The organism is Tepidiphilus succinatimandens (assembly GCF_006503695.1).
Lineage (GTDB): Bacteria > Pseudomonadota > Gammaproteobacteria > Burkholderiales > Rhodocyclaceae > Tepidiphilus > Tepidiphilus succinatimandens.
The window spans coordinates 63,049-86,030 of record NZ_SBIK01000009.1; the positions used below are offsets into that span (position 1 = coordinate 63,049).

The 22,982-nt window shown below is 68.0% G+C and carries 22 protein-coding genes; 6 read left to right on the forward strand and 16 right to left on the reverse strand.

Features of this window, described 5'->3' with window-relative positions:
• The first annotated feature begins 2 nt into the window (after positions 1-2).
• The 3 genes from prfB to EPD82_RS06885 all read left to right on the forward strand — a co-directional run bounded on the left by prfB (position 3) and on the right by EPD82_RS06885 (position 4,530).
• A protein-coding gene (gene prfB, locus EPD82_RS06875) for a peptide chain release factor 2 (protein ID WP_141056223.1) occupies positions 3-1,107 on the forward strand; the annotation gives its coding sequence in 2 pieces (ribosomal slippage) (positions 3-83 and positions 85-1,107; 1,104 coding nt in all).
• Positions 1,108-1,124: 17 nt separating this feature from the next.
• The gene (map, locus tag EPD82_RS06880) at positions 1,125-1,952 is read left to right on the forward strand and encodes a type I methionyl aminopeptidase (protein ID WP_141056224.1); all 828 of its coding nucleotides are present in this window, start codon (positions 1,125-1,127) and stop codon (positions 1,950-1,952) included.
• Positions 1,936-4,530 carry a [protein-PII] uridylyltransferase gene (locus EPD82_RS06885; protein WP_141056225.1) on the forward strand — a complete coding sequence of 865 codons (2,595 nt, stop codon included), beginning with the start codon at positions 1,936-1,938 and terminating at the stop codon, positions 4,528-4,530. The genes map and EPD82_RS06885 overlap by 17 nt, the downstream gene beginning before the upstream one ends.
• Here the strand turns inward: EPD82_RS06885 and EPD82_RS06890 are convergent.
• Genes EPD82_RS06890 through EPD82_RS06915 form a run of 6 tightly spaced genes read right to left on the reverse strand, consistent with a single transcriptional unit; the run spans position 4,515 to position 10,126 of the window.
• Entirely contained in the window at positions 4,515-5,351 is an 837-nt protein-coding gene (locus tag EPD82_RS06890) for an undecaprenyl-diphosphate phosphatase (RefSeq protein WP_055422834.1), read from the reverse strand. The two genes, EPD82_RS06885 and EPD82_RS06890, sit on opposite strands and share 16 nt — an antisense overlap.
• A 31-nt stretch (positions 5,352-5,382) precedes the next feature.
• Positions 5,383-5,772 carry a diacylglycerol kinase gene (locus EPD82_RS06895; protein ID WP_055422835.1) on the reverse strand — a complete coding sequence of 130 codons (390 nt, stop codon included), beginning with the start codon at positions 5,770-5,772 and terminating at the stop codon, positions 5,383-5,385.
• Between the two features lie 9 nt (positions 5,773-5,781).
• Positions 5,782-7,089 carry a 23S rRNA (uracil(1939)-C(5))-methyltransferase RlmD gene (rlmD, locus tag EPD82_RS06900; RefSeq protein WP_141056226.1) on the reverse strand — a complete coding sequence of 436 codons (1,308 nt, stop codon included), beginning with the start codon at positions 7,087-7,089 and terminating at the stop codon, positions 5,782-5,784.
• Between the two features lie 4 nt (positions 7,090-7,093).
• Positions 7,094-8,239: an outer membrane protein assembly factor BamC gene (gene bamC, locus EPD82_RS06905; protein ID WP_141056227.1), complete on the reverse strand. Its 1,146-nt coding sequence runs from the start codon at positions 8,237-8,239 to the stop codon at positions 7,094-7,096.
• Positions 8,240-8,257: 18 nt separating this feature from the next.
• Positions 8,258-9,148 carry a 4-hydroxy-tetrahydrodipicolinate synthase gene (gene dapA / locus EPD82_RS06910; RefSeq protein WP_055422838.1) on the reverse strand — a complete coding sequence of 297 codons (891 nt, stop codon included), beginning with the start codon at positions 9,146-9,148 and terminating at the stop codon, positions 8,258-8,260.
• A gap of 51 nt (positions 9,149-9,199) precedes the next feature.
• On the reverse strand, positions 9,200-10,126 hold the full coding sequence (locus tag EPD82_RS06915; RefSeq protein ID WP_055422839.1) for a histone deacetylase family protein: 927 nt from the start codon (positions 10,124-10,126) through the stop codon (positions 9,200-9,202).
• A 109-nt stretch (positions 10,127-10,235) separates the two neighbouring features.
• On the opposite strand from EPD82_RS06915, the gene EPD82_RS06920 reads away from it, so the two are divergent.
• Genes EPD82_RS06920 through EPD82_RS06930 form a run of 3 tightly spaced genes read left to right on the forward strand, consistent with a single transcriptional unit; the run spans position 10,236 to position 14,166 of the window.
• Positions 10,236-11,162: an AAA family ATPase gene (locus EPD82_RS06920; RefSeq protein ID WP_141056228.1), complete on the forward strand. Its 927-nt coding sequence runs from the start codon at positions 10,236-10,238 to the stop codon at positions 11,160-11,162.
• Positions 11,159-12,142 carry a DUF58 domain-containing protein gene (locus EPD82_RS06925; RefSeq protein ID WP_141056229.1) on the forward strand — a complete coding sequence of 328 codons (984 nt, stop codon included), beginning with the start codon at positions 11,159-11,161 and terminating at the stop codon, positions 12,140-12,142. Before EPD82_RS06920 ends, EPD82_RS06925 begins: the two co-directional genes overlap by 4 nt.
• Positions 12,139-14,166, forward strand: a complete 2,028-nt coding sequence (locus EPD82_RS06930) for a transglutaminase TgpA family protein (protein ID WP_141056230.1) — start codon at positions 12,139-12,141, stop codon at positions 14,164-14,166. The genes EPD82_RS06925 and EPD82_RS06930 overlap by 4 nt, the downstream gene beginning before the upstream one ends.
• On the opposite strand, the gene rpoS is transcribed toward EPD82_RS06930, so the two are convergent.
• The 10 genes from rpoS to EPD82_RS06980 all read right to left on the reverse strand — a co-directional run bounded on the left by rpoS (position 14,148) and on the right by EPD82_RS06980 (position 22,981).
• On the reverse strand, positions 14,148-15,116 hold the full coding sequence (gene rpoS / locus EPD82_RS06935) for an RNA polymerase sigma factor RpoS (protein WP_141056231.1): 969 nt from the start codon (positions 15,114-15,116) through the stop codon (positions 14,148-14,150). The two genes, EPD82_RS06930 and rpoS, sit on opposite strands and share 19 nt — an antisense overlap.
• Positions 15,117-15,130: 14 nt before the next feature.
• On the reverse strand, positions 15,131-15,991 hold the full coding sequence (locus tag EPD82_RS06940) for a M23 family metallopeptidase (RefSeq protein WP_141056232.1): 861 nt from the start codon (positions 15,989-15,991) through the stop codon (positions 15,131-15,133).
• Between the two features lie 23 nt (positions 15,992-16,014).
• Positions 16,015-16,671 (reverse strand): protein-L-isoaspartate(D-aspartate) O-methyltransferase, encoded by a 657-nt coding sequence (locus EPD82_RS06945; RefSeq protein ID WP_055422844.1) that lies wholly within the window; start codon positions 16,669-16,671, stop codon positions 16,015-16,017.
• Complete coding sequence (surE, locus tag EPD82_RS06950; RefSeq protein ID WP_055422845.1) at positions 16,668-17,426, reverse strand: 5'/3'-nucleotidase SurE; 759 nt, start codon at positions 17,424-17,426, stop codon at positions 16,668-16,670. Before surE ends, EPD82_RS06945 begins: the two co-directional genes overlap by 4 nt.
• A 57-nt stretch (positions 17,427-17,483) precedes the next feature.
• The gene (locus EPD82_RS06955) at positions 17,484-17,867 is read right to left on the reverse strand and encodes a sirohydrochlorin chelatase (RefSeq protein WP_141056233.1); all 384 of its coding nucleotides are present in this window, start codon (positions 17,865-17,867) and stop codon (positions 17,484-17,486) included.
• On the reverse strand, positions 17,864-18,616 hold the full coding sequence (locus EPD82_RS06960; RefSeq protein ID WP_141056234.1) for a tRNA threonylcarbamoyladenosine dehydratase: 753 nt from the start codon (positions 18,614-18,616) through the stop codon (positions 17,864-17,866). Before EPD82_RS06960 ends, EPD82_RS06955 begins: the two co-directional genes overlap by 4 nt.
• Entirely contained in the window at positions 18,613-19,572 is a 960-nt protein-coding gene (locus EPD82_RS06965) for an MBL fold metallo-hydrolase (protein WP_141056235.1), read from the reverse strand. The genes EPD82_RS06960 and EPD82_RS06965 overlap by 4 nt, the downstream gene beginning before the upstream one ends.
• 177 nt (positions 19,573-19,749) lie before the next feature.
• Positions 19,750-20,226 (reverse strand): single-stranded DNA-binding protein, encoded by a 477-nt coding sequence (gene ssb / locus EPD82_RS06970; protein ID WP_141056236.1) that lies wholly within the window; start codon positions 20,224-20,226, stop codon positions 19,750-19,752.
• A 13-nt stretch (positions 20,227-20,239) separates the two neighbouring features.
• Positions 20,240-21,439: an MFS transporter gene (locus tag EPD82_RS06975; RefSeq protein ID WP_055422850.1), complete on the reverse strand. Its 1,200-nt coding sequence runs from the start codon at positions 21,437-21,439 to the stop codon at positions 20,240-20,242.
• 75 nt (positions 21,440-21,514) lie between these two features.
• Positions 21,515-22,981 carry a glutamate synthase subunit beta gene (locus EPD82_RS06980; RefSeq protein ID WP_055422851.1) on the reverse strand — a complete coding sequence of 489 codons (1,467 nt, stop codon included), beginning with the start codon at positions 22,979-22,981 and terminating at the stop codon, positions 21,515-21,517.
• Position 22,982 lies beyond the last annotated feature (1 nt).

Sequence of the window (22,982 nt, forward strand, 5' to 3'; positions counted from 1 at the left end):
CGATGGACGCCCAAGCGATCAACGAACTCGAAGCCCGCATCCACGGCCTGGCCGAGCGCGGTGCCGACTTACGGAGGTATCTTTGACTACGCCGAGAAGAAAAGCCGGCTCGAAGAAGTCAACCGCGCCCTCGAAGACCCGGCGGTGTGGAACGACCCCGAGCAGGCGCAGAAACTCGGCAAGGAAAAGCGCGCGCTCGAAGACGTCGTCCTGACGCTCGAAGAGGTGGCCGACTCGGCCCAGGCGCTCGCCGAGCTCTTCGAGCTCGCCAAGGAAGAGGGCGACGAAACCTCGCTCGAGCAGCTCATCCCCGAAGTCGAAGCGGTCGAAGCCAGGCTGCACGAACTCGAGCTGCGCCGGATGTTCTCCGACCCCATGGATCCGGGCAACTGCTTCATCGAGATCCAGGCCGGAGCCGGCGGTACCGAAGCGCAGGACTGGGCGGCGATGCTCGAACGCATGTACCTGCGCTACTGCGAGCGCAAGGGCTTCCAGACCGAGCTGCTCGAAGAATCCGAGGGGGAAGTGGCCGGCATCAAGGGAGCGACCATCAAGGTCTCCGGCCCCTATGCCTACGGGCACCTGCGCACCGAGACCGGCATCCACCGGCTGGTACGCAAGAGCCCGTTCGACTCCAACGCCCGGCGTCACACCAGCTTCGCCTCGGTCTTCGTCTACCCCGAAGTCGACGACTCCATCGAGATCGAGATCAACCCGGCGGATCTGCGCATCGACACCTACCGCGCCTCGGGCGCCGGCGGGCAGCACGTCAACCGCACCGATTCGGCCGTGCGCATCACGCACCTGCCCACGGGCATCGTCGTGCAGTGCCAGAACGACCGCTCGCAGCACAAGAACAAGGCCGCGGCCATGTCCATGCTGCGTGCCCGGCTCTACGAACACGAGCTGCGCAAGCGCCGCGAGGAACAGCAAAAGCTCGAAGAGAGCAAGAGCGACATCGGCTGGGGGCACCAGATCCGCTCCTACGTGCTCGACCAGTCGCGCATCAAGGACCTGCGCACCGGCTATGAGGTGGGCAACACCCAGGCCGTGCTCGACGGCGATCTCGACGGCTTCATCGAAGCCTCGCTCAAACAGGGCGTCTGACCGGAAGCGAACGAACGATGGCGATCTATACCAATCCCGAAGACCTGGAAAAAATGCGCGTCGCTTCGCGGCTGGCCGCCCAAGTGCTCGACTACATCGCCCCCTACGTGCAGCCGGGCGTGACCACCGAGGAGCTCGACCGGCTCTGTCACGACTACATGGTCAACGTCCAGGGCACCATCCCCGCGCCGCTCAACTACACCGGCGGCGGCAGCCGGCCCTACCCCAAGTCGATCTGCACCTCGGTCAACCACGTCGTCTGCCACGGCATCCCCGCGCCGAAGAAACTGAAGAAAGGCGACATCCTCAACATCGACATCACCGTCATCAAGGACGGCTGGCACGGCGACACCAGCCGCATGTTCGTCGTGGGCGGCGAGACGAGCATCCTCGCCAAGCGCCTGGTGGAGGTGACGTTCGAATGCATGTGGCTGGGTATCGCCCAAGTGCGGCCCGGGGCGCGCCTGGGCGACATCGGCGCCGCCATCCAGCACCATGCCGAACGCCACGGCTTCTCCGTGGTGCGCGAATACTGCGGCCACGGCGTGGGGCGCAAGTTCCACGAAGACCCGCAGGTGCTGCACTACGGCAAAGCCGGCACCGGCATCGAGCTCAAGCCCGGCATGATCTTCACCATCGAACCGATGATCAACGCCGGCCGCGCGGCCACCTCGGTGCTGCCCGACGGCTGGACCGTCATCACCAAGGATCGCAGCCTCTCGGCGCAATGGGAACACGCGGTGCTGGTCACCCACACCGGCGTGGAAGTACTCACCGTCTCGCCCGGCTGCCCGCCGCCGCCCGAGATCGTGCGCGAGCGCTTCGGCCATGGCTTCATCGGCTGAACACCTCGCCCCGCTCAAGGACGAACTCGCCACGGGGCGCGAAGCGTTCGCGCGCGCCTTCCTCGAAGGCTCCCTCTCGCCGGCGCGCTATCTCGCGCGCCACGCGCACCTGGTCGACGAAACCCTGCGCCGCCTGCTCGAAACCCATCCCTTGCCGCGCGGCGCGGCGCTCCTGGCCGTGGGCGGCTACGGCCGCGGCGAGCTCTATCCCCACTCCGACATCGACGTCCTGATCCTGCTGGCCCAAGCGGCGGATGCCGAAGACGAGGCCCGGGTGCACGCCCTCGTCGCCGCGCTGTGGGACGTGGGGCTGCAGGTGGGCGCGAGCGTGCGCACCCTCGAACAGTCGCTCGCGCTCGCCGACGAGGACATCACGGTAGCCACGAACCTGCTCGAATCGCGTCTGGTGGCCGGATCGCGCGTGCTCTATCGCACGTTCCGCGAACGCTATCGTACCTGGCTCGACCCGCGCGCCTTCTATGAAGCCAAGCGCCAGGAACAAGAGCAGCGCCACGCCCGCATGCTCGGCTCCCCTTTCGCGCTGGAGCCCAACTGCAAGGAACACCCCGGCGGGCTGCGCGACCTGCAGCTGCTCGTGTGGATCGCCCGGGCGCTCGGCTACCGCGGCGGCTGGTCGGCGCTCGCCGCCAAAGGTCTGCTCACTCCCACCGAAGCGCAGGCGTTGTCGCGCTGCCAGAGCTTCCTCGCCCGCGTGCGCATCCATCTGCATCTACTCTCGCGCCGCGCCGAAGACCGGCTGCTCTTCGACCACCAAGAGCAGCTCGCCCAGCGCCTGGGCATCGCCGGGCGCGACGGGCGGCGCCCCGCCGAAGTCTTCATGCGCCGCTACTACCTCACCGCCAAGCAGGTGCTGCAGGTCAACGCCATCCTCATGGCCACCTTCGCCGAAGCGCTCTTTCCCGAACGTCAGCGCCTGCCTTTCCCCATCAACGAGCGCTTCCAGCAGCGCGGCGACCGGCTCGACGTGGTGAGCGAGGAGGTCTTCGTGCGCCACCCGGAAGCCCTCCTCGAAGTCTTCCTGCTGCTCGCGCAACGAAGCGAGCTCACCGACTTCACCGCCCGCACCCTGCGGCTGCTGTGGGCGCACCGCGAGCTCATCGACGACGCCTATCACCTCGAACCGCGCCACCAGGCGCTCTTTCTCGACCTGCTGCGCCAGCGCCGCGGCATCGTGCACGGCCTGCGGCGGATGAACCAATTCGGTATCCTCTCCCGCTATATCCCCCCCTGGCGGCGCATCATCTGCCAGATGCAGTACGACCTCTACCACGCCTATACCGTGGATACCCACACGCTGATGGTCGTGCGCAACCTGCGCTGCTTCACCATGGGAGAACACGCGCACGAATACCCCGCGATGAATGCGCTCATGTTCGAGTTCGGGCAGCCTTGGCTGCTCTACCTCGCGGCGCTCTTCCACGACATCGGCAAGGGGCGGGGTGGAGATCATTGCGTGATCGGCGCGGAAGAGGCCGAACGATTCTGCCGCGAACACCGGCTCGCCGAGCCGGACGCCGAGCTCGCCGTCTGGCTGGTGCGCCATCACCTGGAAATGTCGCGCACCGCGCAGAAAGAAGACATCAGCGATCCGGAGGTCGTGGCGCGCTTCGCCGCCCTGGTGGGAGATGAACGCCGCCTCATTGCCCTCTACCTCCTCACCCACGCCGATATCCGCGGCACCAGCCCCAAAGTGTGGACGCCGTGGAAAGAGCGCCTGCTGCAGGATCTGTTCGAAGCCACGCGCCGCCATCTGCGCCAGCGCCGCCAGGGCCTCGCGCACGATCCGCTCACCGCCCGGCTCGAAGATGCCCGCCGGCTGCTGCGCTTCCATGGTCTGCGCCCCGAGGCCGAAACCCCTTTCTGGCGCACGCTGGATACCGCCTACTTCCTGCGCCATTCCGCCGAAGAGATCGCCTGGCACACCCGCATCCTCTACGGCCGTTTCCAACAGGAAGAACCCGTGGTGCGCGCGCGGCTGCTGCCCGACGGCGAGGGCAGCGGCATCCAGCTCATGGTCTATACGCGCGACGCTCCCGAGCTGCTCTTGCGGCTCATCGCCGGTCTCGCCCAGTTGGGGCTGGACGTGTGGGAGGCGAAGATCCACACCACGCACGCCGGCTATGCGCTCGACAGCTTCGTGTTGCGTGCCCCGGACGATCTGCCGGCGCGCGAACTACTGCCCCTGCTCGAGTACGAACTGCCGCGCCGGCTGATGCAGGAAGGCCCCCCGCCTGAACCCGATCTCGGCGGACGGCGCCTGCCGCGCCTCGTGCGCCACTTTCCTTTTCCGCCGCAGATCCATCTGCGTCCGGACGAGCGCGGTCAGCACTACGTGCTGAGCGTGACCGCCGTCGACCAGCCGGGACTGCTCTACAAGATCGTGCGCACGCTCGCGCGCCACGGCATCGCCATCGACATGGCGCGCATCGACACCCTGGGCGAGCGGGCCGAAGACACCTTCCTCATCCGCGGCGAGATGCTCGAAGCGCCCGAGCGGCGCAACGCCCTGGCGGCCGAGCTCGCCCGCGCGATCGCCCTGCCTCAAACGGCGAAATAAGCCCAGACGACGAGCGCGAGCGCCAGCCGGTACCACGCGAAGCCGACGAACGAGTGCCGCGCGACGAAACCGAGCAGAAAGCGCACCGCCGCCAAGGCCGAAACGAAGGCCACGGCGAAACCCAGCGCGATCGCCGTCAGATCGTCACGGCTCAAGGCCGACCAGCTCTTGGCCAGATCGTAGAGCACCGCCGCGAACATGGTCGGAATCGCCAGGAAGAAAGAGAATTCGGTGGCCGCCTGGCGCGATAGGCCGAACGCCATCCCGCCGATGATCGTCGCTCCGGAACGTGAGGTTCCGGGAATGAGCGCCAGACTCTGCGCGAATCCCACCTTCAAGGCATCGGCGGGCCGCATGTCGTCGACGGACTGGATGCGCAGCGCCGGGCGCCAGCGCTCCACCACGAAGATGAGCACCGCCCCCAGCGCCAAGGCGAGCGCCACCGTCAGCGGCGAGAAGAGGTAGGTCTTGATCGCCTTGTGCGCGACGAGGCCGATGAGCGCCGCCGGCAAAAAGGCGACGAACAGATTGAGGACGAAACGCCGCGCCGCCGGATCGTGCCCCAGGCCCTGGGTCACCCGCCAGAGCCGATCGCGGTAATACCAGCACACGGCCAGGATCGCCCCCAGCTGAATGGCCACGTTGAAGACCTTGCTCGCCTCGTCCGTATGCCCCAGCAGATCCTGCACGATGATGAGATGTCCCGTCGAAGAGATCGGCAAAAATTCGGTCGCCCCTTCCACCATCCCCAAGACGGCTGCTTCCCACCAAGATATCCCTGACACCGGTAAGATCCCCCATGAATGGCCGCGCTCCGGCATGCGGTAAGGCTCCCCAAGCCGCCGGCGCGCCTCAATCGAACACCCTCATCCACAGCACCCCGCCCCACACGAGCGCAGCGCACGCGATCGACAGCAAGACCGCCGCGCTGCCCAGATCCTTGGCCCGCCCCACGAGGGGATGGGCGTCGGGATGCACCAGATCGCACACTGCCTCGATCGCCGAATTGAGCAATTCGACCACCAGCACCGCCAAGGTCACGGCAACCAGCAGCGCCCGCTCGGCCGGGCTGCGACCCAAAAGCCAAGCTGCCGGCACAGCGAGCAAAAAGACGATCACCTCCTGACGGAACGCCACCTCGTGGCGCCAGGCGGCGCGCAAGCCGCGCCAGGAATAGACGAAGGCGACGAAGGCATGCCGCCATCCCCCCTCGTTCTTGCGCCGCGCCGCCTCCTGCTGCACCGCCCGCCCTCAGCCGGCCCGCTCGAAGCGCGCGATCGACTCGACGTGCGCCGTGTGCGGAAACATGTTCGCCACCCCGGCCGATTCCAGCCGATAGCCCTTCTCATGCACCAGCACCGCCGCGTCGCGCGCGAGCGTGGCCGGGTTGCACGAGACATAGACGATACGGCGCGGCCCATGAACCGGATCGATCGCCTTGACGAGCTCGATCGCCCCGTCGCGCGGCGGATCGACCAGCCACTTGTCGAACGCCCCGAGCGCGGCGAGGCTGTCGGGCGTGACGGTGAAGAGGTTGGCGGCATCGAAGCGGCAACGTTCGGCCAGGCCGTTTTTTTGCGCATTCTCGAGGGCCCGCGCCACCAGAGCTTCCGACCCCTCGATGCCCAGCACCTGCGCGCCGCGGCGGGCGATCGGCAGGCTGAAGTTGCCCAGCCCACAGAAGAAATCGGCGATGCGCTCCCCGGGGCGTGGCTCGAGCAGGTCGATCGCGCGGCGCACCAGCAAGCGGTTGACGGCGACGTTCACCTGGGTGAAATCGGTCGGTGCGAAGAAGAGCGTCAGGCCGAACTCCGGCAGCCGGTAGGCGAGCGGCCGTCCCTCGCCGATGAAGAGCGGAACGATCGAATCCGGCCCGCCGGGCTGCAGCCACACCTGCACTCCGTGACGCTCGCCAAAGGCGGCGAGTGCTTCGAGGTCGGTCGGCAGCAACGGCACCAGATGGCGGAAGACGAGGACGGTGGTTCCGTCGTCGCCCACCGCCACTTCGAGCTGGGGAATGCGGTCGGGGCAGGAAAGCTCGCCGATGAGGGTGCGCAGCGCCGGCAGCAGGGCCGAGACGTGCGGCGGCAGGATCTCGCAGCGCGTCATGTCGGCGATGTAGCTGCTCTTGCGCTCGCGAAACCCTACGAGCACGCCGCCTTTCTTCGGCACCAGGCGCACCCCGATGCGCGCGCGGCTGCGGTAGCCCCAGTAAGGCCCGTGGATGGGCGCGAGCAGACGCTCGGCGCGCAGCCGGCCGATGTGCCACAGCGCGTCTTCCAGCACCCGCTGCTTGGCCGCCACCTGCGCCGCCGGCTCGAAGTGCTGCAGGGCGCAGCCCCCGCACACCCCGAAGTGCGGGCAGCGCGGCGCCGCGCGCTGGCTGGAGGGGCGGATCACCCGCACGAGCCGCCCCAGCTCGTAGCTCGGGCGGCGCCGCAGCACGGCGAACTCGACCAGCTCGCCGGGCAGCGCCCCTTCGATGAAGACGGCCTTGCCCTCGACGTGCGCCACGCCGCGGCCCTCGAGATCGAGCGATTCGATGCGGACCCGATCCACGGTCTTACTTCAGCTCTTCGTAGAGCAGTTCGAGGATCTGCTTGGCTGTCTTCGAGGTATCCGGCTGGCTGTCGGGCGTGAGCACCTGCACCACCGCCGTATCCCCTTGCCCCCGCACCCGCACGCGGTACTGCGAATTCTGCTGCGGCTTGTCGCTGCCCTTCCAGAACGCGAGGCGCGAGAACCACCCCTGGCTCTCGCCGGTGTCGGCATCCGGATCGAGGTAGCGCACGACGTAGATGCCGTCGGCCGGATCGCGGTCTTCGACCGTGAAGCCGATGCGGTCGAGCGCAAGACCCGTGCGCCGCCACGCCCGGTCGAAGTTGTCCTCGACCACCAAACGGGCGAGGTTGCCGTCGGTTTCGAGCCGCGCGCGCTGATTGGGCTGGGCCTGCACCAGCATCTGCTGCGCCTGCTCCTCCTTCACGCCGAGATAGACCATGAGGCGGCGCAGCATCTCGGCCTCCAGATCGGGATCGGGCGGTCGCGGCTGCCAGATCGTGCGATCCTTGGCCTCGGTGGGATAGATTTCCTGCATGCCGCGGTGCGAAATGTAGACCTCGATCTCGCCGGGGCGCTTGCCCGGTTCGATGCGCATGCGGAACTTGTCGCGCTCGGGCGTGGAGTAGAGGCTGTCGACGAGCTTGCCGAGCGTGTTGCGGATGAAGTCCTGCGGAATCTTCGCCCGGTTCTCCGCCCAGTCGGTCTCGAGCACGCCGATGTCGGGCCGATCGACCGCCAGCGAAAAGCCCATGGTGAGCCAGAAATCGCGCAGCTTGGGCCAGATCGCATCGGGCGTGCCCTCGACCACGAGCCAGCGCTGCGTGCCGGCGCGCTCGATGCGCATACCCGCCTTCGGCTCGACCAGCACCTCGCGCTGCGAGGCCTCCTTGGGCGCGTTGCGCTCGGCGACGTAGGCCGAGAACGTGGCCCCGCCCTTGCCGGAGGTGGTCGGCACGACGAAGCGGTCTTCCTTGGCCGGAGAGATGAGATCGGGCGGCACCTCGAGCGGTGCCACCTTCTGCTCACTGCGGTAATCGATCTTCTTGCCTTCGAGCAGCTCGCTGCTGCTGCTGCAACCAGAGAGCACGCCGACGGCCGCCAGCGCCGCGAGCGAGCCGGCCAGTTCGCGTGGGAGGAAATGCTTCATGCAGTCGTTTCCAGGAGATCAAAGCGGGAGCGTGATACCGGCGCGCGCCAGGGCGGCGCGAACGCGGTCATGATAGACGGAAGACAGGGGCGTGAGCGGCAGGCGGATGCCGTCGGCGATGCGGCCCATGCGTGCCAACGCCCATTTCACGGCAATGGGGTTGGCCTCGCAGAAAAGGTCGCGGTGCAGGCCGACCAGCCGCCGGTTGAGCTCGCGCGCGCGAAGAGCGTCGCCTGCCACCGCCGCGGCGCACATCTCGTGCATCAGCCGCGGCGCGACGTTGGCGGTGACCGAAATCGTGCCGTGGCCGCCAAGCAGCATGAAGGCCATCGCCGTCATGTCGTCGCCGGAGTAGAGCAGGAACCCTTCGGGGGCGCGGTCGATGAGATCGCAGGCCCGGTCGAGATTGCCGGTGGCATCCTTGATGCCGACGATGTTGGGAATCTGCGCCAGGCGCAGCGTGGTGTCGTTGGCCAGGTCGGCCACCGTGCGCCCCGGCACGTTGTAGAGGATCATCGGCAGGTCCACCGCCTCGGCGATGGCGCGGAAATGCCGGTAGAGCCCTTCTTGCGTCGGGCGGTTGTAATAGGGCACGACCGAGAGGTGCGCCGTGGCCCCGGCCTCCTTCGCCGCCTGGGCGAGGTAGATCGCCTCGCGCGTCGCGTTGGCCCCCGTGCCGGCGATGATGGAAATGCGCCCGGCGGCATGCGCCACCGCCACGCGGATGAGCTCGACGTGCTCTTCGAACGAGACGGTGGGCGATTCGCCGGTGGTGCCGACCACCACGATGCCGTCGGTTCCTTCAGCCACGTGCCAATCGATCAGGGCCTTGAAGCGCTCCCAGTCGAGACTGCCGTCTTCATGCATGGGGGTGACGATGGCGACCAGGGAGCCAGTGATGCGGTTCATGCGTGCGATTCCTGAAAAGGTGGCACAAAGCGTGTATTGTACGTCCGGGTTTCAGCTTTCGGCGAGGGCCTTGATGTGGGCCACCGCAGAGCGCGCGAGCGAAGAGAGATTGTAGCCGCCCTCGAGCGTGGAGACGATGCGCCGATGGCCACATTCCTTCGCCAGATCCATGAGCTGCTGCGTCACCCAGAAGTAATCGTTCTCCACCAGGCCGAGCCCGCCCATGTCGTCCTCGTAGTGCGAATCGAAGCCGGCGGAGATGAAAAGCATCTGCGGCTGGTGCTCGCGCAAGGCGGGGAGCCAGATGTCCCACACGATTTGACGGAAGGCATCTCCCCGGGTTCCCGCCGGCACCGGAATATTGACCATGTGCCGGGGCGGATCGTCGGTGCCGCAATAAGGGTAGAACGGATGCTGGAAGATGCTCACCATCATCGCCCGGGGGTCGTCGCGGAAGATGTCCTCGGTGCCGTTGCCGTGATGCACGTCGAAATCGACGATGGCCACCCGCTCGAGCCCATGCGTCTCCAGCGCGTGCAGGGCGGCCACGGCCACGTTGTTGAAGAAGCAAAAGCCCATGGCCTTGCTGCGTTCGGCATGATGGCCGGGCGGACGCACGAGGCAGAAGGCGTTCTCCACCTCGCCCTTCATCACCAGATCGACCGCGAACACGCCGGCCCCGGCCGCGCGCAGCGCCGCGCGCAGGGTGTGCGGATTCATGGCCGTGTCCGGGTCGAGGTGCACCAAGCCTTTTTCCGGGGCGCTGGCAAAGAGCGCATCGAGATATTCGGCGGTGTGCGCGCGCAGCAGATGCTCGCGCTCGGCCAGGGGAGCATCGTAGTAGACGAGATACTGGTCGAGGCCGGTGGCGATCAATCGATCCTGGATCGCCGCCAGCCGCTCGGGACATTCGGGGTGATAAGAGCCCATCTCGTGCAAGGCGCACTCGCGATGGGTGATCAGGGCGGTCATCGTCATGTCGGGGATCCCCTCCTTGGGCGGGCGGGCTCCTTGGGCCGTCTCCTCCGTCGCGCCCGTCCGTATCGGCTATTATCGGGTCTTTCTTCCTGGCTGACAATCTCCAGCGATGAGCCCTTCATTCGAGCGCCTGGGCGCGATACGCCAAGCATTGGAAAACGTACTACTGGGGAAAGGGACGACGGTGCGCCTGGCGCTCGCCGGGCTACTCGCCGGCGGACACCTGCTCCTCGAAGACCTGCCCGGCGTCGGCAAGACGACCTTGGCGCAGGCCCTCGCCCGGGTCTTCGGACTCGATTTCGGGCGCGTCCAGGGCACGAACGACCTCCTGCCTTCCGACCTACTGGGATTGTCGGTCTACGACGAAGCGCGGCGCGAACTGCGTTTCGTGCCCGGGCCTATCTTCCACCAGGTGCTGCTCGCCGACGAGCTCAACCGCGCCTCCCCCAAGACGCAGAGCGCCCTGCTCGAGGCCATGGCCGAGCGCCAGGTCACCGTCGACGGCATCTCGCACCCCCTGCCCGAGCCGTTCTGCGTGATCGCCACGCAGAACCCCCTCGAACAGGTGGGCACTTACCCCCTGCCGGAGAGCGAACTCGATCGTTTCCTGCTGCGCCTGGAGATCGGCTATCCGCCGCCCCAGGTGGAGAAACGGCTGCTCGCCGGCGAAGGAGGTACTGCCGCACTGTCGGCCCTGCGCCCGTTGGCAGACCCCAAGGAGCTGCGCGTCTGGCACGCCGAGGTGCGTTCCCTGGCCGTGCGCGAGGCGCTCCTCGACTACGTGCTCGCGCTCGTGCAGGAGACCCGCACGCATCCCGGCGTGCGGCTCGGCCTGAGCCCGCGCGGCGGGCTTGCCCTGCTCGCTGCGGCTCGCGCCCACGCCTTCCTCGCCGGCCGGGAGTTCGTGCTGCCGGAAGACGTGCAGGCCGTGTTCGTCGCCGCCACCGCGCACCGCCTGGTGCTACACCGCGGCGGAGCGCGCGAGGATGCCAAGGAGACGGCGGCCCGCATCCTCTCCACGGTGCCGGTGCCGTGACCGGACGCGCCGTCCCGAGCTGGAGAAAGCGACTCGAACGCTGGCAGCGCCGCCGCGCCGCCACGCCCGGGGGCACGTTCACCGTCACGAACCGTACCCTCTACATTCTTCCCACCGCCGCTGGGGCCGGTTACGCCCTCACTCTGCTCGTGCTCTGGCTGCTGGCCATCAACTACTCGCTCTCTCTCGGCCACGCCCTCGTCTTCTGGCTCGCCGCCGTGGCGGTCATGGCGATCCCGGCCACGGCCGCCAGCCTGCGCGGCGTGGCGATCGACGTCGGTGAGCCCGAAGCGGTCTTCGCCGGAGAGCGCCTGCGCTGGCCGGTGATGCTGCGCTCCGAGGTGGCGCGTTTCCGCCCGCTAGAGCTCACGGCGCCGGAAGCGCACGCCTTCGCCTGGCTCACCCCCACCGAGGGGTCCGTTCGCGTCTTCCTCGAGCAGGACACCGAACGGCGCGGCCTCGTACGTCTCGGGCGCCTCGTCGTCGCCACACGCCACCCCTTCGGCTGGTTTCGCGCCTGGACGGTGCTCTGGCCCACGACGAGCGCATGGGTCTATCCCCGGCCCGAGCCCGACGCTCCCCCCTGGCCCGCAACCGCATCCTTGGCCGAGGAGGCGGGCGCGATGTCCGCGGGGGTCCGGCCGGGAGAGGAGGACTTCGCCGATCTTCGCCCCTGGCGGGCCGGCGAACCGCTGCGGCGCGTGCTCTGGAAGATCGTCGCCCGCGGTGGGCCGCGCATGCTGCCCCGGCGTGAAGGGCCAGCCGCCGGCACCGTGCTCCTGCGCTGGAACGACACCGCGGGCGCGGACAACGTGGAAGCGCGCCTCTCGCGCCTGTGCGCCTGGGTACTCGGTGCCCATCGCCAGGGTCTGGCCTTTGGCGTGGAATTGCCCGACGGCCTCATGCCTCCGGATCGGGGCGAATCCCATCTGCACGCCGTGCTGCGCCGCCTCGCCCTCTTCCCCCCGGAGGCGGCATGAACGCGACGGCGCCGATCGCACCGCTGCTGCGCGGACTGAAGCTGCTGACAGGGCCCCTTGCCGGCACGGCCGCCGCGCCGCTCGCCCTCGCACTCATGCTGGCCCTGGGAAGCCAGTTCAACGAATTTCCCCTCGGCATCCAGGCCGGTATCGCCGTCCTCGCCGTCGTCTGGTTCCTGCGCCGCCGCCAAGAGACCGGACCGCTCACCGGCTGGCGTCTGTGGCTGGCAGGTCTTGCCTGCGCACTCGGCGTACGCTGGCAGTACGGCTACTGGTTCGGCCAGGAACCGGGCGTTGCCCTCGTCGCCCTGCTGGTGTGGCTGAAATGGCTCGAAACGCGTAGCGAACGGGATGAGCGCATGGTCGCCGCGCTCGCCCTCTTCCTCCTCACGGCAGTCTTTTTGCGCGGACAGACGCCGCTGCACGCGCTGGCGGTGTTCGCTGGGGCCGGACTCGTGCTGCTTGCCTGCGCTCGGCTCACGCTCTCCTCCTTCCAGAGGCTGCCGACCGACCAGCCGGCGCGCGACGCCGCTCGAACGATGGCCTGGGCGATTCCGCTCGCGCTGCTCCTCTTCGTGCTGGTGCCGCGCGTCCCCGGGCCGCTGTGGGGGCTGCCCGCCGATGCCCGCGCCGGCAAAACGGGCTTGTCGGAGACGCTGGAAGCAGGCAGCATCGCCCAACTCGCCCGCTCCGACGAGATCGCCTTCGTCGTCGAAGTCCAGGAAGGGGAACTACCTGCCGCACGCTACTGGCGCGGCCCGGTGCTCGAAGTCTACGACGGCCGCAGCTGGAAGCCTTCCCCCTGGCGCGCGCCGAACCCGGCGCTCGAAGCCACGCAGGGGTCGGCCAAGGTACGCTACCGCAGCCTGCAGGAGCCGTCCGATCTGCCATGGATATTTACCCTGGAGCGTACCCACGCCCTGAGCGGCGCGGTGGAAGTAGAGCGCACTTCGACCGGATCCTGGCGCGCCCGCCGGCCGCTGCTGCAGCGCACGCGCTTCACGGGCGAGGCGCGCTTCGGCGAGCCGCTGCCCGAGGCCTTGACGTCGACCGCGATCCGCGCCTTGACCTTCCTGCCGCCGCAGGCGAATCCCCGCACCCGCGAAGCGGGCGAAGCCATCGCCCGGGAACACCTCCAACCCGAAGCCCGGCTGGAAGCCATCGCCGACTTCTTCCGCAAACGGCAGCTGCGCTATACCCTGACGCCACCGCCGGTGGCGCGCGACAGCGCCGATGCCGTCCTCTTCGACACCCACGCAGGCTTCTGCGAGCACTTCGCCGATGCCTTCGCCGTGATGGCCCGCGCCGCGGGGCTTCCTGCCCGCATCGTGCTCGGCTACCTCGGCGGCGAGCGCAATCCGGCCAACGGCACCTGGATCATCCGCCAGGCGGATGCGCACTCCTGGGTGGAAGTCTGGCTCGCGCCTCACGGCTGGGTGCGCGTCGATCCGACCACCTTTGCCCAACCCGAGCGCGCCGAGCGGGGCCTGGGGGAAGTGCTGCTCGAACGCGAGGGGTTGCCGCTACTCTTGCGCCCCGAATGGCGCTGGGCCTGGCGCCTGCGTGCCCAGCTCGAAGCCTGGGAATACGGCTGGAACGTGTGGGTGGCGGGGTTCGATGCCGAGCGCCAGCATCGCCTGTGGCGCAGTCTGGGCTGGAGGCCGGACCGCGCCCTCGGCTGGGCGCTCGCCGCCACGGGAATGGCGCTCGCGCTCGCGGCCCTGCTCGCCTGGTGGCTGCAACGGCCACCGACATCGCGCGACCCCCTGGAGCGGCAGTGGCACCGCTTCTGTCGCCTGATGGCGCGCCGCGGCCTGGCGCGCGCCCCGGCCGAGGGACCGCTCGATTACGGCAGGCGGCTGATGCGGCACTTTCCCCAGGCGAGCGGAGAAATCGAGGCCCTGCTTCGCCCCTATCTCCAAGCGCGCTACGGCGGCGGTCTGGCAACGGAGGAAGCCGCCGCGGCGATGCGGCGCGCCCTACACCAGCTGCGCCGCCGCCTGCGTCAGGAAAAAAGCGCCTGACCGTCGAGCCCCGATTCGCGCGCCATGTGGCGCAGCCGGCGCAGCGATTCGAGCTGGATCTGGCGCACCCGCTCGCGGGTGAGCCCCATCTCGTCGGAGAGATTTTCTAGCGTCTGCGGCAGGATGCCGCGCAAGCCGTAGCGATGCACGACGACGAAACGATGTTTCGGCGGCAAGGCATCGAGCCAGCGCTGCACCAGCGCTTCGAGCTCGGCGTTGTAGATCTGATCTTCCGGGCTGAGGCTGGATTCGTCGGCCACCAGCTCGACGAGCGAGCGCGCCGTATCGCGGTCGATCTGCGCATCGAGCGAAGCCGTGGGTTCCAGCAACGCGAGCAGTTCGTGCACTTCCTCGACGGGACGTCCGAGGCGCTCGGCAAGCGACTGGGGCGTCTCGCCGCCGTTTTCCGTGGCCTCCGCCCGGCGCGCGTGATAGAGCCGGTTGATGCGCTTCATCACGTGGATCGGCAGGCGGATCGTGCGACCCTGGTTCATGATCGCCCGCTCGATGTTCTGCCGGATCCACCAGGTGGCGTAGGTAGAAAAACGGAAACCGCGGGAAGGATCGAACTTCTCGAGCGCGTGGATCAGCCCCAGATTGCCCTCCTCGATCAGATCGAGAAAAGGCAGCCCGCGGTGCTGGTAGTGCTTGGCGATGCTCACCACCAGGCGCAAGTTGCGCTCGATCATGGTGCGGCGCGCCTGCTCGTCCCCTTCCTTGGCCAGTTGCGCCAGCCGCCGCTCCTCCTCGGCCGAGAGCAAAGGAAAGCTGCCGATTTCATTGAGGTAGCGCTGCGTGACGTCCGAGAAGAGCTCGTCGTCGACGGCTGATTCTTCGTCGAACGCGGCGATCTCCGGCGGTACCTCCTCGGCCTCGTCCTCGCTGTCCCACCACGTCGCTTCCCCGTCGGCAGAAATCGCTTCGATCGCGGTGAAGTCTTTCTCCTCCATGGCGCATCGCCTCCTCAGCGTGGGGGTAAGAGTTTGAGCGGATCGATGGCCTGGCCGGCCTTGCGGATCTGGAAATGCAGTTTGGGTTGTTTTATGTCCTTGCCGGTCTGGCCCACGGCCGCGATCACCTCGCCGCGCTTGACCTGCTGGCCTTCCTTGACGAGGACCTTGCTGTTGTGGGCATACACCGAGACGTAATCGTTGGGATGCTGGATGATGACGATGAGCCCGTAGCCCTCGATCCCTTCGCCGGTATAGGAGACCGTGCCATCGAGGGCCGCGCGCACCGGATCGCCCACCTTGCCGCCGATGTCGATTCCTTTGACGGTGGTGCCATTGAAGCGGGTGAGGATCGGTCCATCGGCCGGCCACTGCCAGCCCTCGCTCGCAGCGCCCGGCGCTTGTTCCTCCGCTTTCGGGGCGACGGGTGCGGGAACCGCCTCCGCCCCCGTGCGCCCCCCTTTGGGCGAGGTGACCACGGGCGCCGCGCTCACCGTTTCGGGCCCGCCTTCGACCGGCACCGGCACCACCTGCACCCCCGTCCCCGGGCTCGCCGCCACCGAGGTTCCCTCGCGGATCTTCAGACGCTGACCGACGACGATGCGGTTCGGATCGGAGAGCTGGTTGAGGGAGATCAGCTCCGCCGTCGTCACGCCGTATTGCCGGGCGATGCCACGCAAAGTCTCGCCTGGTTGAACGACGTGATAGACCGTCTCGGTGGCCGCCTCCGGCGCCTTCGCGGCCGGAGCCGACGCACTCGACGGGCTTGCCGTGGAGCGATCGGCCACTGGGGCCTTGACCGCGCTCGAACAGCCGGCCAGAGCCACCGTCCATCCCAAGAGGAACGCCACGCGGCGGTTCCACGCTTTCGTCATCTCACGGCTCCTTCGGCATTCATTCAACCCACTCCACCCAGCAAGGGCACGAAACGCACCGGGTCGTGCTCGACGATCACGAGTCCGGCAGAGGTTCGATCGACTACCCGCAGCGTTTGCGCCGCATCGCCCACCGGCATCACCAAGCGCCCGCCCTCGGCGAGCTGCTCGATGAGCGCCGCAGGAACGACGGGCGCGGCCGCGGCGACGATGATCGAGTCGAACGGCGCCACTTCCGGCAGGCCCAGCATACCGTCGCCGTGTTTCAGGCGCACGTGCGCCAAGCGAAACGGGCGAAGGTTTTTCCGCGCGAGTTCGAAGAGCGCGCGGATGCGCTCGATGCCATAGACTTCCGGTGCGAGCTGCGCGAGCAGCGCCGTCTGATACCCGCAGCCCACGCCCACTTCCAGCGTGCGCCCCGCCTCGCGCCCGGCGAGCAGCAGCTCGAGCATGCGCGCCACCACATAGGGCTGGGAAATCGTCTGCTGAAAGCCGATCGGCAAGGCGATGTCGTCGTAGGCGCGCAGCTGCAGGCCCTCCTCGACGAAATGGTGACGCGGCACGCGGCGCATCGCCTCCAGCACCCGCTCGTCGCGGATGCCTTCATGGCGCAGCTTCTCGAGCAGGCGCTCGAGCGCGCGCGCCGAGATCGCATCGAGGCGTGCCGGCGCCGTGCTCATGGCGCCCCCGTCTCCTGCAGCCAGCGCTCGACCTCCGGCAGCAGCTCGTAGTGCGTCAAATCCATCTGCAGGGGAGTGATCGAGACGTAGCCTTCGGCCACGGCGTGGAAATCCGTCCCCTCGCCGGCCTCGGCAGCTCTGCCCGCCGGACCGATCCAGTAGACCGTCTCGCCGCGCGGGTTCTGCGCCGGAATCACCGCCTCGGCCTTGTGCCGCCGCCCCAGCCGCGTCACCCGGTACCCCTTCAGTTGCGGCAGCGGCAGATCGGGGATATTGACATTGAGCAGCACCGCCCGCTGCGACAGCGGTCGGGACATGAGCCGTTCGACCAAGCGGCGTGTGACATAGGCCGCGGTGGAGAAATCCTGCGGCGACTTGCTCACCAGCGACACCGCCAGCGACGGCACCCCCAGCAGATAGCCTTCGGTCGCCGCCGCCACCGTACCGGAATAGACGGTGTCGTCGCCCATGTTGGCGCCGATGTTGATGCCCGAGATGACCATGTCCGGCTGCAGGTCGAGCATGCCGGTCACCGCGAGGTGCACGCAGTCGCTCGGCGTGCCATTGACGAAATAAAACCCGTTGGGCGCGCGCCGCACGATGAGCGGACGATCGAGCGTGAGGGAATTGCTCGCCCCGCTGCGGTCGCGCTCGGGCGCCACCACCGTCACCTCGCCCAGGGTGCGCAGGGCATGCGCGAGCGCCTCGAGGCCGGGAGAGAAATAACCGTCGTCGTTGCTGAGCAGGAAACGCATGGATCGTTCGCGGGCTATCGTTCGTGTGTCGATATTACCACAGCGACACCACACGTTTCATGCACCCTCCGCGATCCATTCCAAAACGGTATCGGCCATCGCCCGGCGTACCGCTTCCGCTTCCCCCAGCGCAGGGAGGACCTCGATCGAGACGTCCGGGTGCGCCGAGCGCACGCAGGCAAGCAGCTGCGGCAGGTCCTCGCGCAGATGACCGCCGACGGCGATGAACACCGGCACCAGCGCCACGCGCCGATGGCCGCGCGCAAGCGCCGCCTCCACCGCCTCCGGCAGGCTCGGAGAAAGGAACTCGAGGAACGCCGGCTGCACGTACGCCTCGGGCAGGGTCTGCCGCAGCCGTTGTGCCAAGGCAAGCACCGGTTCCGCCCACCGGGGATCGCGCGCCCCATGCGCGAAGAGGATCACCGCCGGGGCCGTATTCATCTCCCCTCCTGCAGCAAGCGGGCGACCACCCGCTCGGCGACGATCAGGCCCATGGCGGCGGTCATCATCATGCTCGAGCCGTAGCCGGCGCAGGCAAGCCCCGCGCGGGCATCGCATTGGGCATCGCGGCGCATCGGCTCGGAAGAGAATACCGCCGGCACGCCGAAGCGCTCCCGGCCGCGGGGAAAGCCGTACTCCCGGCGCAACAGGGCCCGCGTCTTCGCCAGCAGCGGATCTTGCAGCGTCTGCGTGAGATCGGCCACCTCGATCCGCGCCGGATCGCGCTTGCCGCCGGCCGCGCCCGTCATCACGAGGAAAATTCCCTGCGCCCGGCACTGCGCAGCCAGCGCCGCCTTGGCGCGCACCCCATCCACGGCGTCGATCACCGCGTCCATGCCGGCGATGAGCGCGGCGCAATTCTCCGGCGTGAGAAAATCGTCGATCGGCTCGCACGACAGCAGGGGGTTGACGTCGGCCAAGCGCTCCGTCATCACTTCCACCTTGGCGCGCCCCAGCGTCGAAGAGAGCGCATGCACCTGCCGGTTGCAGTTCGATTCCGCCACCACGTCGAGGTCGATGAGGCGCAAGCCCCCCACGCCACTGCGTGCGAGCGCTTCGGCCGCCCAGGAACCGACTCCGCCCACCCCGACCACCGCCACCTTGCAGCGCTGCAGTCGGGCAAGCACCCCCCGGCCATAGAGACGCTCGATGCCGCCGAAACGCCGCTCGAGATCGACGGCCTCGCTCATCCGGCGTTTGCCCGTTTCTGCCGGTCGAGCCACACTCCCAAGCCTTGGGCATTGAGCTCCATGTCCATGCGCAGGAACTCGGTGAGCGCCTCTCCGCGCAACGGCCAGCCTTGCCGCTCCGCTTCCTCCTGCATCAAGGCATCGAGCCCGCCGAGGATTTCCAGATGCCGCGTCACCCCCTCACCGCGCGCCGCCCGGGCTACCTCCACGTAGGCGTCGATCAAGCGATGCAGATCCGCAGCCAAGCGCTCCAGTTCGCGCACCCGGCCAAAGTGCGTCAAATACGCCGCCGTCGGCCCAGCGGCGAGAATGCGCTCGATCGAAGCGTGCAGTGCTTCCGGCTCGAATTCGGTAGGGGTGGTCGTCGGAATCACCGAAGCCCGCCCCGCCACGTCCAGCTCGCGGTACGAGAGGCCAAAAGTATCCCCCGTGAACACCGCCCCCGCCGCCGAATCGTGGATCACGACGTGGTGGCGCGCATGTCCCGGCGAGTGCCAGATCGTCAGGGGACGAGTGCCGAGATGGAAGGTTTGCCCGTCCTCCACGGCGATCACCCGTTCGGGCGGCACCGGCACGAGATGCCCGTACATCGCGTACGTTTCGGCTTCGCCATAGACGGCGGCGGCCGCCTGCCACAAGCGCGACGGATCGATCATGTGGCGTGCCCCGCGCGGATGCACCACCAGTCGGGCGTTGGGCAAGGCCGCCATGAGATGCCCCGTTCCGCCGGCATGATCCAGATGCACGTGCGTGAGCAGGACGTAGTCCACCGCCTGGGGAGGAACGTGGCTTGCCGCCAGCGCCTCCAGCACCCGCGGCACCGAGGCATTCACCCCCGTATCGACCACCGCTGCCCGCCCGTCCTGCACGATCAAGTGCACCGCCGCCAAACCCGGGCGAAGATAGCCCGTATCGACGGTGAGCACCCCGTCCTCGTGTGCGATCACATAGTCCACCGTTGCCCCCTTTCGCTTGGCAGGTCCAGCCCTGCCTCTTCATGGTAGCGAAAGACCCTGCTCGCCGCATCCGCCGTGTTCCCCGATCCAGCGATTCCGGCGAGTCGGCAAACGAAAATCCCGATACGGGAAATCCCTGCACCGGGACGATCGGGACCAGAAACAGCCCCCTTCTGCCTAGAAGGGGATGTCGTCTTCCTCGAATCCGTTGTCGAATCCCCCTTTGGCCGGCGACGCAGGCTGGGCGCTCTGCCGTGGCGCAGCAGCAGGCGAAGGGGCGCCCTCATCCATCGGCGCATCGGCTCCGGCGCCGGCGCCGGCGCGCGAGCCGAGCATGCGCATCACGTCGCCGCGAATCTCGGTGGTATAACGCTCCTGGCCGCTCTGATCGGTCCATTTGCGCGTGCGCAGGCTGCCCTCGATGTAGACGGAGGAACCCTTGCGCAGGTATTGCGCGGCGATCTCCGCCTGACGGCCGAAGAACACCACCCGGTGCCACTCGGTGGCTTCCTTGCGCTCGCCCGTGGCCTTGTCCTTCCAGGTCTCGGAGGTGGCCACGGAGAAGGTGCACACGGCCTCGCCGCTAGGCATGTAGCGCGTTTCGGGGTCTCGGCCGAGATTGCCGATCAGAATTACTTTGTTGACCGATGCCATCGTTTCGTCCTCTTCATGAATGATGGGAATCCCGCGGGTTCTCCGGCGGCTGCAACCCGAGGCTCAAAGCATACCATGCGAGGGCGAGCACCGCCGCCACCCAGTGGATCGCCCCCGGTGCGAGGTGCTGGGCGATCAGCCCCCCTGCCCAGCCGCCGCAAAAAAGTCCCAGAGATTGCAAAGTATTATAGACGCCGAGCACCGCCCCTTTTCGTTCCGGCGGCGCGATGCGCGACACCCAGGAAGGCTGGGTCGCCTCCAGGATGTTGAACGCGACGAAAAACCCCGTGAGCCACAGCCCGATCGTCCACACGTCGTTCGCCCACAAGGCAAATCCGAGCTGCACCACGGCGAGCAGCGCAATGGCGGCCAGATAGACCGGCTTCAGGTGGCCGCGGCGTTCGGCGAAGACGATGGCCGGCACCATCACCGCGAAAGAAACGAGCACCGCCGCCAGATAGACGCTCCAGTGGTGCTCGAGCGGCAATCCTCCTCGCGAAACCAGCGCACTGGGCACCACCACCCACATCGCCATTTGAATGAAATGCAGCAAAAATACGCCGGCATCGAGCCGCAGCAGGCGCGCGTCCTTGAGCGCCGCCCACAGCGAGGTGCTCGGGGCTGCTGCAGCAACGGCGGAGCGCACCGGAGTGGGCACGCCGCGCCAGACCATCACCGCCGCGCCGGCAGCAAGCAGCCCCGTGAGGAGGAAGATGCCGCGCATGCCCACCAGGCCGTAGAGCGCCGGCCCCAACACCAGGGAGAGGGCGAAGGTGAGCCCGATGCTCGAACCGATCAGGGCCATGGCCCGCGTGCGATGCGTCTCGGGCGTGAGATCGGCCACCAGGGCGGTGACAGCCGCCGAAATCGCCCCCGCGCCCTGCAAGGCCCGCCCCCAGGTGAGCCAGTGCAGGTCGGGTGCAAAGGCAGCCACGAGGCTGCCCAGCACGAAGAGCCCGAGTCCGGCGACGATCACCGGCTTGCGCCCGAAGCGGTCGGAGGCTGCGCCGAAAGGGATCAGCAGCACCGCCTGGGTGAGACCGTAGATGCCGATCGCCAGGCCGATCGCTGCCCGGTCCTCACCGCCCGGCAAATGCCGGGCGTACTCGGCAAACACCGGCAGGATGAGGAAAAGCCCCAGCATGCGCAGCGCGAACACCGCCGCGAGCCGCACCACCGCTGCGCGTTCGCTGCGCGAGAGTCGATCGTTCATACTCACTCCGGCAAAAAACGAAGCCGGCCACGCAGGCGGCCGGCTTCCTCGGGATTCGGAACAAATACCGCCGCCTCAGGCCGGCAGGACGCTCTCGCCCATCAGGTAGAGATCGACCGCGCGAGCCGCCTGGCGCCCTTCACGGATCGCCCAGACGATCAGCGATTGCCCCCGGCGCACGTCGCCGGCGGCGAACACCCCCGGCACGCTGGTCGCGTAGGCCCCTGGTCCTTCGGTAGGCGCAGCGGCATTGCCGCGCGCATCTTTTTCCACCCCGAAGGCTTCGAGCAGTGCCCCGAGCGGATGGGTGAAGCCCATGGCGAGCAAGACGAGATCGGCGGGGATCTCGAATTCCGAGCCCGGGATCTCTTTCATCTGTCCGCCACTCCAGTCGAGCCGCGCCAGCCGCAGCGCGCGCACGCGGCCACCGTCACCGATAAACGCCTTCGTGAGCACGGCGAACTCGCGCTTCACCTCGCCTTCGAGGTGCGAGGTCGAGGTGCGCAGCTTGTTCGGCCAGTACGGCCAGGTGAGCGCTTTGTCCTCCTGCTCGGGCGGACGCGGCATGAGCTCGAGCTGGGTCACCGACTTGGCGCCATGGCGAATCGCCGTCCCCACGCAGTCGGCGCCCGTGTCGCCGCCGCCGATCACCACCACGTGCTTGTCCTTGGCCGAGATCGGATTGGGCGCATCGCCCGCCACCTCACGGTTCTGCGGGATGAGGAACTGCAGCGCGAAGTAGACGCCTTCGAGCTCGCGCCCCGGCACCGGCAGGTCGCGCGGCACTTCCGAACCCGCGGCGAGCACCACCGCGTCGAACTCGCGGCGCAGCTCTTCGGCGGAGACGAAACTCTTGGCCGCATTCTGGATCGCAGGGGGGGTATCCGAGGCCCCGACGAGCACGCCGGTACGAAACCGCACGCCTTCGGCCTCCATCTGCGCCAGGCGCCGGTCGATGAGCCATTTCTCCAGCTTGAAGTCGGGAATGCCGTAGCGCAGCAGACCGCCGATGCGGTCGTTCTTCTCGAAGAGCGTCACCTCGTGCCCGGCGCGCGCCAGCTGCTGCGCCGCGGCCATCCCCGCCGGGCCGGAGCCGACCACCGCGACTTTCTTGCCGGTCTTGCGCTTGGGCGGATGCGGCAGCACCCAGCCGCGCTCCCAGGCGAGATCGATGAGGAAGCGCTCGATCGACTTGATGCCGACTGCATCGTCGTTGATGTTGAGCGTGCAGGCTGCCTCGCACGGTGCCGGACATACACGACCGGTGAATTCGGGGAAATTGTTCGTCGCATCGAGCGCGTTCCAGCCTTCGCGCCAGCGCTTGCGATAGACGAGATCGTTCCAGTCCGGGATGAGGTTATTCACCGGACAGCCGTTGTGGCAGAACGGGATGCCGCAGTCCATGCAGCGCGCGCCCTGGACCGTCGCCTCACCCTCCGAGAGGCGATGCACGAACTCCTTGTAATGCCGGATCCGCTCGGGAACCGGATCGTAGGCTTCCGCGACGCGGCGGTATTCGAGAAAACCTGTGGGTTTGCCCATT